The organism is Streptomyces sp. NPDC051243 (assembly GCF_044455405.1).
GTDB lineage: Bacteria > Actinomycetota > Actinomycetes > Streptomycetales > Streptomycetaceae > Streptomyces.
Window position 1 is genome coordinate 562,631 of the sequence record NZ_JBITES010000002.1, and the last position, 12,407, is coordinate 575,037.

General features: G+C 70.4%; 14 protein-coding genes. 6 read left to right on the forward strand and 8 right to left on the reverse strand.

The window, feature by feature from the left end; translation table 11 throughout:
- Window positions 1-23 precede the first annotated feature (23 nt).
- A complete protein-coding gene (locus ACIBAG_RS06470; RefSeq protein WP_399101613.1) occupies window positions 24-731 on the forward strand; it encodes a LuxR C-terminal-related transcriptional regulator in 708 nt (235 codons plus the stop codon).
- Window positions 732-837: 106 nt separating this feature from the next.
- Here the strand turns inward: ACIBAG_RS06470 and ACIBAG_RS06475 are convergent, their stop codons facing one another.
- Window positions 838-2,298, reverse strand: coding sequence for a hypothetical protein (locus tag ACIBAG_RS06475; RefSeq protein ID WP_399101615.1), 1,461 nt, complete (start codon window positions 2,296-2,298; stop codon window positions 838-840).
- A 78-nt stretch (window positions 2,299-2,376) separates the two neighbouring features.
- On the reverse strand, window positions 2,377-3,048 hold the full coding sequence (locus ACIBAG_RS06480) for a hypothetical protein (protein ID WP_399101617.1): 672 nt from the start codon (window positions 3,046-3,048) through the stop codon (window positions 2,377-2,379).
- 120 nt (window positions 3,049-3,168) lie between these two features.
- Between ACIBAG_RS06480 and ACIBAG_RS06485 the strand changes: the two genes are divergently transcribed.
- Window positions 3,169-3,723 carry a hypothetical protein gene (locus ACIBAG_RS06485; protein ID WP_399101619.1) on the forward strand — a complete coding sequence of 185 codons (555 nt, stop codon included), beginning with the start codon at window positions 3,169-3,171 and terminating at the stop codon, window positions 3,721-3,723.
- Window positions 3,724-3,783: 60 nt separating this feature from the next.
- Here the strand turns inward: ACIBAG_RS06485 and ACIBAG_RS06490 are convergent, their stop codons facing one another.
- Both ACIBAG_RS06490 and ACIBAG_RS06495 read right to left on the reverse strand, forming a co-directional pair.
- A complete protein-coding gene (locus tag ACIBAG_RS06490; RefSeq protein WP_399101621.1) occupies window positions 3,784-4,134 on the reverse strand; it encodes a hypothetical protein in 351 nt (116 codons plus the stop codon).
- 20 nt (window positions 4,135-4,154) lie between these two features.
- Window positions 4,155-5,858, reverse strand: a complete 1,704-nt coding sequence (locus tag ACIBAG_RS06495; protein ID WP_399101623.1) for a sodium:solute symporter family protein — start codon at window positions 5,856-5,858, stop codon at window positions 4,155-4,157.
- A 169-nt stretch (window positions 5,859-6,027) separates the two neighbouring features.
- Between ACIBAG_RS06495 and galT the strand changes: the two genes are divergently transcribed.
- The 3 genes from galT (at window position 6,028) to galK (ending at window position 9,312) form a co-directional block, all read left to right on the forward strand.
- Complete coding sequence (gene galT, locus ACIBAG_RS06500) at window positions 6,028-7,089, forward strand: galactose-1-phosphate uridylyltransferase (RefSeq protein ID WP_399101625.1); 1,062 nt, start codon at window positions 6,028-6,030, stop codon at window positions 7,087-7,089.
- The gene (galE, locus tag ACIBAG_RS06505; protein ID WP_399101627.1) at window positions 7,086-8,048 is read left to right on the forward strand and encodes a UDP-glucose 4-epimerase GalE; all 963 of its coding nucleotides are present in this window, start codon (window positions 7,086-7,088) and stop codon (window positions 8,046-8,048) included. Before galT ends, galE begins: the two co-directional genes overlap by 4 nt.
- A 100-nt stretch (window positions 8,049-8,148) precedes the next feature.
- The gene (gene galK / locus ACIBAG_RS06510) at window positions 8,149-9,312 is read left to right on the forward strand and encodes a galactokinase (RefSeq protein WP_399101629.1); all 1,164 of its coding nucleotides are present in this window, start codon (window positions 8,149-8,151) and stop codon (window positions 9,310-9,312) included.
- 189 nt (window positions 9,313-9,501) lie between these two features.
- Here galK and ACIBAG_RS06515 read toward each other — a convergent pair whose 3' ends face one another.
- From ACIBAG_RS06515 to ACIBAG_RS06525, 3 genes are all read right to left on the reverse strand, one after another.
- On the reverse strand, window positions 9,502-9,816 hold the full coding sequence (locus tag ACIBAG_RS06515) for a hypothetical protein (protein ID WP_399101630.1): 315 nt from the start codon (window positions 9,814-9,816) through the stop codon (window positions 9,502-9,504).
- Complete coding sequence (locus ACIBAG_RS06520; RefSeq protein ID WP_399101632.1) at window positions 9,813-10,058, reverse strand: hypothetical protein; 246 nt, start codon at window positions 10,056-10,058, stop codon at window positions 9,813-9,815. The genes ACIBAG_RS06515 and ACIBAG_RS06520 overlap by 4 nt, the downstream gene beginning before the upstream one ends.
- Before the next feature lie 160 nt (window positions 10,059-10,218).
- Window positions 10,219-10,683, reverse strand: a complete 465-nt coding sequence (locus tag ACIBAG_RS06525) for a GNAT family N-acetyltransferase (RefSeq protein ID WP_399101961.1) — start codon at window positions 10,681-10,683, stop codon at window positions 10,219-10,221.
- A 272-nt stretch (window positions 10,684-10,955) separates the two neighbouring features.
- Between ACIBAG_RS06525 and ACIBAG_RS06530 the strand changes: the two genes are divergently transcribed.
- Entirely contained in the window at window positions 10,956-11,729 is a 774-nt protein-coding gene (locus ACIBAG_RS06530; RefSeq protein ID WP_194045202.1) for a response regulator transcription factor, read from the forward strand.
- Between the two features lie 161 nt (window positions 11,730-11,890).
- On the opposite strand, the gene tamR is transcribed toward ACIBAG_RS06530, so the two are convergent.
- Window positions 11,891-12,388, reverse strand: coding sequence for a MarR family transcriptional regulator TamR (gene tamR, locus ACIBAG_RS06535; RefSeq protein ID WP_031481467.1), 498 nt, complete (start codon window positions 12,386-12,388; stop codon window positions 11,891-11,893).
- Window positions 12,389-12,407 lie beyond the last annotated feature (19 nt).

Consider the following 12,407-nt stretch of genomic DNA (forward strand, 5'->3'; position numbering starts at 1 on the left):
TGGGGGGACTGGGGGGTTGTCCGATGGGAGTGCGGCTCATGGTGGTCGACGACCACCGATTGCTCGCCGAGGCGCTGGCCTCGGCACTGAAACTGCGGGGGCACCGGGTGCTCGCCGCGGCGGCGCCCGCCGCGGGGGCGGCGGAGCTGGTGATCACGCGGGCGCCGGAGGTGTGCCTGCTGGGGACGGCGACGCCGGCGGAGCCGGGCATATTCGACCCGGTGGTGAAGATCAAGCGGGAGCGCCCGCAGGTGGCGGTCCTCGTGCTGGGCCCGGTGCCGAGCCCGCGCGGCATAGCGGCGGCGTTCGCGGCGGGGGCCTCCGGCTATGTACGGCACGACGAGCGCATAGAGGGCGTCGAGCGGGCGATCATGAAGGCGCGGGGAGGTGAGGCGGCGGTGGCGCCGCAACTGCTCCAGGGCGCGTTCAGCGAACTCCTCAACCCGGCCGCCCAACCGGACGACGAGGGGCAACGCCTGCTCCAGATGCTCACGCCCCGCGAGGTCGAGGTCCTGGTCCGGGTCGCCGACGGCGAGGACACCCGGCTGATCGCGGCGGGGATGGGCATCGCGCCGTCGACGGCTCGTACCCATGTGCAGCGGGTGCTGATGAAACTGGGGGTCGGCTCGAGGCTGGAGGCGGCGGCACTGGCGGCTCGGACGGGGTTGCTGGATCGGGCGGGTCCTGTGCCGCATTCACCTCCGGGGGCGGGAGCGGGGGAGGAGCCCTGACCCTGCCGGCGCAGCCGGGCGTCGGCATCGGTAGCAGGGCCCGGGACCGGAACGAGTGAGCGGGCCTCCCGGTTGTTCCGGTGGGAGGCCCGCCCGCGCGTGGGGATCAGTTCGGTCGGCTGTCTTCGTGTGACATGCGGCGGTCTTCGCGCGACATGCCTTGGATGAGGAAGCCGAGGGCGGAGACCAGGAGTCCCGCCGCGGCTGTCCACACGCGCCAGCTGCCGGGGTCCGGGACGAGGAGCAGGGCGGTCAGGCAGCCGAGGGCGACCGTCCAGCCCGCGAGGACCGACACCGACGCCGTGACGAGCCAGCCCGCGCCGAGGTCCAGCGCCCGGACTCGCCGCTGGGGGTCGGGATGGGCGGGCACGGTCAGCTGGGCCTCGGTGATCCGCTCGGTCACCGCAGCCGGGACCGCGCCGGGCAACTGCCAGCCGTCGTCGCCGACGAGGTCGGCCGGAACGTCCCGGCCCCGGCGCCGTCGGGGATTCCACAGCAGCCAGCCGTGCGTACCGAAGAGCACGGCTCCGGCGGCCTCGCTGGACATCTGGGAGTGGAAGGGGACCTCCGTGCCGTGGCCCTGGAGCACCAGGCCCTTCAACCGCCGGGTGTTCTCCCGCTGCTTGCGCTCGTCGGCCGGCGAAGTGCCCTCGGCCGGCGGTGCGTCGACGTGCTCGCCCGCCCCGGTGACGGTGATCCGCAGGGCCTGCCAGTCGGGGCCGACGGTACGGGCGCGGCGGCGGGTGCTGCCGGTCATCCACCAGCCGGTGAGCGGGCCGAGGGTCGCCAGGGCCCACAGCCCTGCGATCACCCACACGGTGCTGACCTCCACTTCCCGCCCGTCGAGCTGGCGCTCCACGTCCTCGCGCTGATCGTCACCGATGGCCCCCAGGCCGGGCCGGTCGGGGACGTACGCCACGTACAGGTCGTTGCCAACAGCCTCGCGCTGGTTGGTGGTCGCCTCGAAGGTCGCGGGCACCGGGTCGCCTCCGCCCGGCGAGGGCAGCAGGACGGTGAAGTCGGCCGTGGCGTCGGCGCGGCGGCTGCTGCCCTCCGCCACCTCGTTCTCGATCTCGGCGATCGGGAGCTGCCTGATCACCGCGCCCGCGTCGGCCAGTGCGGTACTCGTGCTCGAACCCCGCCCGTCGGCGGCGCCGAGCGTCGCCCAAAGGGCCACCAGCGCGGGAACGGCGACCAGCACGCCCACCATCCGGGCCGACTGCCGGCCCGCCCCGCCCAGCCGCGACGGCACCGTGCCCTCGCCGCGGCCCGGGGTCGCCGACGCGGCCCGCACGGCCTGGCCGTAGGTCTCCCGACGGGACCGGCCTCCCTCGCGGACCACCGCCGCGCCCAAGACCACCAGGCACACGGTGAGCAGTGCAAGGGAACCCCACTGGACTGCGTCGCGCACCGGCGTGGCCCCCAGGAAGAGCCACGCGGCGGTCAGCGCCACGAGGGCGAGGGGAGCCGCCACGGCGACGAATCTCCCGCAGTGGACAAAGCCCTGGCCACCGGTCGCCTGGCCGGCGCCGCCCCGAGTCTCGTCCACGGTCCACTCACTGCTCACCAGAACGCTCCGTACTCTCCTGGAGATGTTGCCGCGTTCCCCATGGACCTCTGCCCCCTCGGGCTGTCGCCCTGCCCGCTAATGGGCCTGCCCCGCCCCGCCGTTGAGGTCGGCCAGCGCGTTCACCAGCGTCCCCCAGCCGGCGACGGGGAAGCAGACTCTCAGCCAGGACCCGTCGTCGAAGCCGATGTCATGGGTGCCGTGCTTCTTGCCGTTCCGTCTCCGGATCCACGCCACACGCGTGAGGGGGACACCCCATCCGTACCGGCTCCCTGGCCCCGCCTTGCGGCCGTCCGGGGACTTCTGGACGTGGACCAGGTGCAGGCCGCGATCCCCGAGGAGGAGGACCGACAGGGCATGGCATCCCTCACGGGGTTGCAGTGCACAGGCCAACTGTCCCGCGATGCTTGGCCAGTCCCCGGACAGCGCCTGCTCGCTGCCCCGGTTGTCGAACGCGTCCACCGCCGCGTTCACCGGGTTCAGACGGTCCAGGAGCCGCTCGGCCCGGCCGGCTCGCGCCAGCAGGCGATCGGCGGTCGATCCGGCCTCCCGGAAAGGATCCGGCCTCAGGCGGTGCGGAGGCGTTGGCACTCCTTCGCCGATCGCCACGACGTGGGAGTCCACCGGTCGTTCCCCGGCGGGAAGAGCGGCCCTGGCCGGCCCGCGGGCCTCGCGGGCGACGGCGTGGTGGTCGGGACCCGAGATCCAGGCCTTGAAGCCCGACCAGGAGAGGACATCCGTGAATTTCACCCGAACACTTCTCTCGCTGATTCCCGGTTCGTCTTTTCCTCCGTCAACTGCCCGATCTTAGCAATGAGATGGTCATGGGCATGCCGTTAGGGTTGTCCATGTGAGGGGAGAGGCAACGAAATGAAGAGTGATTTCCCGGTACCGCAGAGCGTCCCGCTTCGCGCCGGTTCCCGCGCCGTCGACGATCCGCAGACGGGAGCGGTCCTTGTGACGACCTGGCGGCGCGGGTTGGTTCGGCTGGTGGTGTGGACGGTGGTGTGGGCGCTGCTCACCCTGGCCGTGATCGTGATCCGCGATCGCGACCTGGAGACGGTACGGGCTGTTTTCCTGCTCCTGATGTTCGTCAGTCTTCGTCCCTTGGCACTGGCCTCTCTCTCGATGCAGACCGTACGGGCGATCGACACGGCGCTGGGCCACCACTCCTGGGAATACTGCGAATCGGTGCGGAGGGTGCGCGGAACCAGGGTGCGCGGTGGAATTCCCGTGCAGATAAAGGTCGGTGCCGGTGAGGACGACTGGTCGCCGGTGATGAGGGCGCGGGCTCCGTTCCGGTGGCGGCGGTGGACGGCGGAGATGGAGAGCGGTGCGTGGTTCGCGGGTGATGCGGAGCGCGGTGGGGTCGTCGCGCTGCCCGGAGGCCGGGCGCTGACATGGGTGACCGTCGCGGCTCGATGAAGGCCGCTGGGGCCGAGGTGTAGGAGTGGACCTCGGCCCCATCGCGTTGCCGTCCGGCCGTTATTCGTTCGGCCGCTCTCCCGGCGCCACCCCCGACTCGACGTCCGGCGGCGCCGGAGCAATCGGCCGCAGCTTCAGCCACGCCAGGAAGAACAGGCCGAGGAGCAGCATGCCCAGGCCGGTCCACAGGTTGATGTTGACGCCCTCGGCCTTGTCGATCGCGGCGTCGTCGTCGGTGAGGCCGGTGATCGTGACGATGACGCCGTAGATCACGAACAGGCCCCCGATGATGCGCCGGATGTCGAAGAGGCGGGCGGCCGTCGCGGACTTGCCCTCCAGCTCGGTGACTTCCCGCTGGACGTCCTCCTCGGAGTACCGGTGGCGCTCGGAGTGCTCGGAGTTGTCGGTCATGGTCTGTCAGCCTCCGGTCGTCAGAAGGAGAACGGGATGTAGCAGACGGCCGCCAGCACCACCGCGCCCCACCCCAGCAGCGCGGGCTTGCGGTACCAGGCCTCGTCGCCCGGCGCCGGCGGCTCGGCCATGCCGGGGGAGCGGGTGCCGTAGACCAGGCCCTGGAGCTCCTGCTCGGGCTTCGGTGCGGTGAAGAGGGACACGGCCACCATGACGACCGCGCCGGCCACGAAGCCCGCGATCGCGGAGACGAAGTTCGCGCCCTGGTCGGAGGGGATGGAGATGACGTCCTGCTTGTAGAAGACGAAGTAGTTCACCATCGCCGCCGTCGTGCCCGCGAGCAGGCCCCAGAAGCCCGACTTCATCGACGCCCGCTTCCAGAACATGCCGACGATGAAGACCACGAACATCGGCACGTTGAAGAAGGAGAACAGCGTCTGCAGGTAGCTCATGATGTTGGAGAAGGACGACGCCAGGAACGCCGTGCCGATCGACGCCAGCACGCCGATCGCGGTGATCAGGCGGCCGAAGCGGACGTAGTACTCGTCCTCGCGGTCCTTCACCACGTACTTCTGCCAGATGTCCGTGGTGAACACCGTGTTGAAGGACGACACGTTCGCCGCCATGCCCGCCATGAACGCGGCGAGGAGGCCGGTTACGGCGATGCCCAGCACGCCGTTCGGCAGCAGGCCCTCCATCAGGTACGGGATGGCGTCGTTGTACTGGTAGCCCGAGTCCGCGGTGCCGAAGCCGGGGATCAGGGCCGCGGCCGCGAGGCCCGGGATCATCACCAGGAACACGATGAAGATCTTCGGGAACGCCGCGATCAGCGGGGTGCGCTGGGCGGCCGACAGGTTCTTCGCCGACAGGGCGCGCTGGACCTCGGCGAAGTTCGTCGTCCAGTAGCCGAAGGACAGCACGAAGCCGAGGCCGAGCACGATCGTCAGCCAGTTCGCGCCCAGCGGGTTCGCCTCGCCGATGCCCGTCCCGCCCCAGGCCGTGACGAAGTCGTCGCCGTGGGACTTCGTCAGGGTGTCCGTCAGGCCGTCCCAGCCGCCCACCTTCTTCAGGGACAGCACCGTGATCGGGATGAGGGCCGCCAGGATCACGAAGAACTGCAGGACCTCGTTGTAGATGGCGGAGGACAGGCCGCCGAGGGTGATGTACGCGAGCACGAAGAAGCCCGCCACGACGATGGCGACCCACTGCGGCCAGCCCAGCAGCGCCTCGACCACGATCGCCAGGGCGTAGAGGTTCACCCCGGCGATCAGGATCGCGGCGAAGGCGAACAGGATCGAGCTGAGCAGGTGTGCCGATTTGTCGAAGCGCAGGAGCAGGAACTCCGGGACCGAGCGGACCTTGCTGCCGTAGTAGAAGGGCATCATCACCAGGCCCAGGAAGACCATGGCCGGGATGGCGCCGACCCAGTACCAGTGGACGGTGTACGCCCCGTACTGCGCGCTGTTCGCCGCCATGCCCAGGATCTCGGTGGCGGCCAGGTTGGCGGAGATGAAGGCCAGACCCGTGACCCAGGCGGGCAGTGAGCGGCCGGAGAGGAAGAAGTCGAGGCTGGTCTTGACCGAGCGGCGGGCGGCGAAGCCGATGCCCAGTACCACGACGAAGTAGATGCCGAGCAGCGTGTAGTCGAGCCAGTTCGTGGGGAGCCGTAGCTCGGCGGCGAGGTGGATGGGGGATTGTGTGGGGATTTGCGTGGGGGTGTGCATATGTACTCGCTTCGTTTGGCGAACCGATACAGCGCGGAACCTACGCCCCTGTGTTCAGTGATTGAACACGTCGAGTGACGCTCTTTGTTTGATTGTGATGTTGACTGGGGTGGTGAGTTGTGTTTCTCTGTGTTTAGTTATGTTTGATGGGTAGCCCTGGGAGCCCGGCGTGAAGAAGACCTCGACCCGACTGGCCGACGGTCGTGAGCTCATCTACTACGACCTGCGGGACGACACGGTGCGGGACGCGGTCGACCGCCGTCCCCTGGACCGGACCGTCACGACCTCCGAGGTCCGTCACGACGTGCTGCTCGGCGACTCCGTCGCCATCGCCTCGCACCGGCAGGGGCGTACGTACCACCCGCCGGCCGACGAGTGCCCGCTGTGCCCCTCCGAGGGCGACCGCCTGAGCGAGATCCCGGACTCGTCGTACGACGCCGTCGTCTTCGAGAACCGCTTCCCCTCGCTCGCCGGCGACTCCGGGCGCTGCGAGGTCGTCTGCTTCACCTCCGACCACAACGCCTCCTTCGCCGACCTCACCGAGGAGCAGGCCCGCCTCGTCCTGGACGCCTGGACCGACCGGACCTCCGAGCTGTCCTCACTGCCCTCCGTGGAGCAGGTGTTCTGCTTCGAGAACCGGGGCGCCGAGATCGGTGTCACCCTCGGCCACCCGCACGGGCAGATCTACGCCTACCCCTTCACCACCCCGCGCACCGCCCTGATGCTGCGCTCGCTCGCCGCCCACAAGGACGCGACCGGCGGGGAGAACCTCTTCGACGCCGTCCTGGAGCGTGAACTCGCCGACGAGCGGGTCGTCCTCGAGGGTGAACACTGGGTGGCCTTCGTGCCGTACGCCGCGCACTGGCCGTACGAGGTCCACCTGTACCCGAAGCGCCGGGTGCCCGATCTGCTCGCCCTCGACGAGGAGGCGCGCTCAGAGTTCCCCAAGGTTTATCTGGAACTCTTGAGGCGCTTCGACCGGATATTCGGGGACGGAGAGCCTCCGACGCCCTACATCGCCGCCTGGCACCAGGCGCCGTTCGGGCAGCTGGAGGACTTCGAGGGCGTCGTGCGTGAGGACTTCGCGCTTCACCTCGAGCTTTTCACCATCCGCCGCACTTCCGGCAAGCTGAAGTTCCTCGCGGGTTCCGAATCCGGCATGAGCGTGTTCATCAACGACGTGCCGCCGGAGCGCGCGGCCGAGCGACTGCGAGAGGTAGCGAGTTCATGAGCGGGAAGTATCTGGTCACCGGTGGCGCGGGCTACGTCGGCAGCGTGGTCGCGCAGCACCTGATCGAGGCGGGCGAGGAGGTCGTCGTACTCGACAACCTCTCCACCGGCTTCCGTGAGGGTGTGCCGTCCGGGGCGTCCTTCATCGAGGGCGACATCCGCGACGCCGCCAAGTGGCTGGACCCCTCCTTCGACGCCGTGCTGCACTTCGCCGCGTTCTCGCAGGTCGGTGAGTCGGTCGTGAAGCCCGAGAAGTACTGGGACAACAACGTCGGCGGCACCATGGCGCTGCTCGGCGCCATGCGCGAGGCCGGCGTGCGCAAGCTCGTCTTCTCCTCCACGGCCGCCACCTACGGCGAGCCGACCGAGGTGCCGATCGTGGAGTCGGCGCCGACCCAGCCCACGAACCCGTACGGCGCCTCCAAGCTCGCCGTCGACCACATGATCACTGGCGAGGCGGCGGCCCACGGCCTGGGTGCGGTGTCGCTCCGGTACTTCAACGTCGCGGGCGCGTACGGCGAGTACGGCGAGCGCCACGACCCCGAGTCGCACCTCATCCCGCTGGTCCTCCAGGTCGCCCAGGGCAGGCGCGACGCGATCTCCGTCTTCGGCGACGACTACCCGACGCCGGACGGCACCTGCGTGCGCGACTACATCCACGTCGCCGACCTGGCCGAGGCCCACCTGCTGGCGCTGAAGGCCGCCACCCCGGGCGAGCACCTCATCTGCAACCTCGGCAACGGCAACGGCTTCTCCGTCCGCGAGGTCGTCGAGACCGTCCGCCAGGTCACCGGGCACCCGATCCCCGAGGTCGTGGCCCCGCGCCGGGGCGGCGACCCGGCGGTCCTGGTCGCCTCCGCCGACACCGCCCGCGAGCGGCTCGGCTGGAACCCGTCCCGCGCGGACCTCGCGGGGATCGTCGCCGACGCGTGGGAGTTCGCGCAGCGGCGCGCAGGATAAGTTCCACGGCCGCCCGGACGGCCGTAGGTTCTACGACTGTCCGGCCGGTCAACTCACCGGCCGGTTCGGCCGGTTCAGCATGGAAGGTCAGGGTCAGGGGATGAGCGTCGACACGGCAGCCGCGGTCGCCGAGCGGTTCAGGGAGCTGTACGGGGCCGAGCCGGAGGGGGTGTGGGCCGCGCCGGGCCGGGTCAACCTGATCGGCGAGCACACCGACTACAACGACGGCTTCGTCATGCCGTTCGGGCTGCCGCACACCGCGGTAGCGGCGGTCTCGCGTCGTGACGACGGCGTGCTGCGCCTGCACTCGTCGGACGTCGAGGGCGGCGTGGTGGAACTGCGCGTCGACGACCTGACGCCCGAGTCGGACAAGGCCTGGACGGCGTATCCGTCCGGCGTCGTCTGGGCGCTGCGCCAGGCCGGGCACGCCGTGACCGGCGCCGACATCCACCTGGCCTCGACAGTCCCGTCGGGCGCGGGCCTGTCGTCGTCGGCGGCCCTGGAGGTCGTGGTCGCACTCGCGCTCGACGACCTCTACGACCTCGGCCAGAAGGGCTGGCAGCTGGCCCGCCTGTGCCAGCGCGCCGAGAACGTCTACGTCGGCGCCCCGGTCGGCATCATGGACCAGACGGCGTCCGCCTGCTGCGAGGCCGGCCACGCCCTGTTCCTGGACACCCGGGACCTCTCCCAGAAGCAGATCCCCTTCGACCTGGCCGCCGAGGGCATGCGCCTGCTGGTGGTCGACACCCAGGTCAAGCACTCCCACAGCGAGGGCGAGTACGGCAAGCGCCGTGCCGGCTGCGAGAAGGGCGCTGCCCTGCTGGGCGTGGACGCCCTCAGGGACGTCGCCTACGACGAACTGGACGCGGCCCTCGACCGGCTCGGCGACGACGAGGAGGTGCGCCGCCTGGTGCGCCACGTCGTCACCGAGGACCAGCGCGTCGAGCGGGTCGTCGCCCTGCTGGAGTCGGGCGAGACCCGGGCGATCGGGCCGGTCCTGACCGAGGGCCACGCCTCGCTGCGGGACGACTTCCGCATCTCCTGCCCGGAGCTGGACCTGGTCGTGGACACCGCCTTGGCCAACGGCGCCCTGGGCGCCCGCATGACCGGCGGCGGCTTCGGCGGCTCGGCGATCGTGCTCGCGGAGGAGGCCGACGTCGAGACCATCACCAAGGCCGTCGAGGAGGCCTTCGCCTCCGCCGGCTTCACCGCACCGCGCGTGTTCGAGGCGGTGCCGGCGCCGGGGGCGCGGCGGGTGAGCTGACCCGCAGGGGTGCGCCAAGAGGTACGGGGCTGAGGGCGGCGTCTTCAGCCCCGTAGTCGTATTGCTGTTCCTGCCGGAGGTACTCCTGGAGGTCGTTCCAGTCGCCGAAGCCGCCACCCAGCGCGGCGCCTTCCAGGCTGCTGCCGTAGTTGAGCATGGCGGGCTCGAAGTCGCGTCGCGCCGGTGGGTTCAGAACTCTGTACCGCCACCCGCGAAGCGGACGGGCGACACGAGAGCGATGCGGATCAGACCGGGGTCGGGCGGCGGTGCGTCGTAGACGTAGGTGACGGTGAGGGCGGGCCGCGCGTCCGTGCCTTCGAGGCGTGTGGTGTAGAGCTTCATGTCTCCGACGGCGCTGCGGGCTCGCCGCCCGAGCGTCGGGTTCTTTTCCGGTTCGGCGCACAGGGCCTCGACGGCTTCGAGGGCGCCTGAGCCGATGGCCTGGCAGCGGGCGCGGGCCTCTTGCGTGATCTCGGCGATCACCTGGTGGTGCTCGTCAGTCACGGGGCGGTCCCACGGGCCGCGCGGATCTCGGCAACGGCAGCGGCCACTGCGGTGTCGAAGCCGGGATCCTGGCGGGTGACGATCCTGCCGCGGAACTCCTCGACCAGGCGGACGATACCGGTGAGGTCGGCGGGATCGGCGTGGTTGATCTCGCGGGCCAGCTCGGCCTCGAAGTCGTCGGCGTCTCCGGGGAATCCGTAGCCCATGGTGAGGGCGGCGCGGAGTTCGCCGATGGTGCGCATGGGGGGAAGATGCGGCGATCCGGAGTCAGCCGGATGTGTGGTCATGGCGCTTGAGGCTCCCTTTCGCGGTGTCCGTTTCACGGTACCCCGACCCACGTGGTCAGGACCTGGGGTTCTCCGACGCGCTGTTCGGGTCGGGCGATCCCGTACTGCGCGACCCCTAAGCCCTGGGGACCAGGTGTTTGGTCAGCGTGTACTCCGTGATCCCCGGCGGATAGTCCGGGATCACACACACCACGTCGTACCCCTGCTTCTTGTAGAACTCCGGCGCCTGGAAGTCCCACGTCTCCAGGCGTACGGCCGTGCAGCCCCGTTCGAAGCGGGCGACGCGCTCCGCGCGTGCGAGCAATTGCGAACCGATACCGGCACCGCGATGGCGTTCGTCGACCCAGAGGTAGGTGACATGGAGCCAGGTGGTCCAGGTGTGACCGACGAGACCGCCGACCACGGCGTCGCGCGCGTCCAACGCCCAGACCTGGAGCGGAACTTCCCGTTCACCTGGGGTTCCGCGCAGGGCGCGCAGGATCGGGGAGGCCGCGGTGTTGGTGTCCCGCAGCCGGCGGCGAAGCAGATCCTGGCGTGATTTGTCGACTTCTGTCTCCAGACGAAACATGCGGCTCACCATAAACGCGTCGGCCAACCAGTTCTGCGAATTACCTTCCGCTCCTGCCACCCGCCCGTACTCTGATGAGCAGCACCGGTGGGGGCCGGTGCTGATCAGGGGGCGAGACAGGTCGGGTACGACACCCGAAGTGGGGGTAGCAGTTCCTGCACGGCGGCGGCCGTGCGGTCATCCGCGCTTCGGGCGTCGTGCCCGCGACGGTGTTCGTCTCCCGGTGTCGTCCTCATGACGATGGGGTATCCCCTGCTCTTCGAGAGCTTGGGGAAGGGGGTTTCGTGGTTCGCATCCGAGTGCTGGTCGTCGACGACCATCGCATCTTCGCCGAGTCGCTCGCAGCCGCCCTGGCGGCAGAGCCCGACGTCGACGTCTCCGCCGCGGGCAGCGGTCCCGCCGCGCTGCGCAGCCTGGAGCGCGCGGCCGCCGAGGGGCGCCGCTTCGACGTACTGCTCGTCGACGCCGACCTGGGCGGCAACGTGCCGGGCGTCCGGCCGGCCGTGCCCGTCCAGGAGGTGGGCGAGGACGGGCTGGTGGACGGCATCTCGCTGGTCGCCGGGGTCCGCTCCGCGCAGCCCGCCGTACGGATCGTCGTCCTCGCCGAGAAGGACGACCCGCGCCGGGCCGCGCTCGCCCTGCAGGCCGGGGCGTCCGGCTGGGTGGCCAAGGACTGCTCGCTGTCCCGGCTGCTCACGGTCATCCGCGGCGTGCTCCGCGACGAGACCCATCTGCCGCCGGCCCTGCTCACGGGCGTCCTGCGGGAGCTGACGGCCGCGCGCAAGCACCGCACCGAGAGCGAGCGGCTGGTGGAGTCGCTGACGCCCAGGGAGCGGGAGGTGTTGCGCTGCATGGTGGCCGGCCTGGGCAGAAAGGCGGTCGCCGAACGCCTTTACCTCTCCCCGCACACGGTCCGCACCCACATGCAGAACGTCCTGGGCAAACTGGGCGTCCACTCGACACTGGCCGCGGTAGCGCTCGCGCGGCGGGCGGGGGTCGGTCCGGTCGACCTCGGGCCGGCCGGCCGAATCCTGCCGGAGGAAAGCAGCAGCGCCTGATGGACACCGCCGGGCGGCAACGCCCTTGAAGGGGCGCGGGGCTGTGTCGATTTGCGGCTACCGCCTAGCGGGCGCGAAAAGCCACAATGGCGCCGCACAACCGACGACCCATCGCGGCACTACCCACTCGGCACTCCCAGCGGAGCGTCTGACGTTTGCGCCTACCCCGGGATGTTGTCGAACGGAGCGGTCAGCTGGCGCAGCAAACCCGCCAGTTCCCCCCGCTGCGCCCGCGTCAGCTCCGCGAGGATCGCGCGCTCCTGGTCCAGCAGACCGGCGAGCGCCTGATCCGCGCGGTCGCGCCCCTCGTCGGTCAGCCGCACCAGCACACCGCGCCGGTCGCTGGGGTCGGGAAGCCGCTCCACCAGGCCCTTCTTGGCCAGGCGGTCGATGCGGTTCGTCATCGTGCCCGAGGTGACCAGGGTCTGCGTCAGCAACTGCCCCGGCGAGAGCTGGTACGGCGTCCCGGCGCGCCTGAGCGCGGTCAGCACGTCGAACTCCCAGGGCTCCAGGCTGTGCTCGGAGAAGGCCAGCCGGCGTGCGCGGTCCAGATGCCGGGCGAGTCTGCTCACCCGGCTGAGCACCTCGAGCGGTTCCACGTCGAGGTCCGGGCGCTCCCGGCGCCACGCTGCGACCAGCCGATCGACCTCGTCCTCCATGGCGATCAGTGTAGTGGTT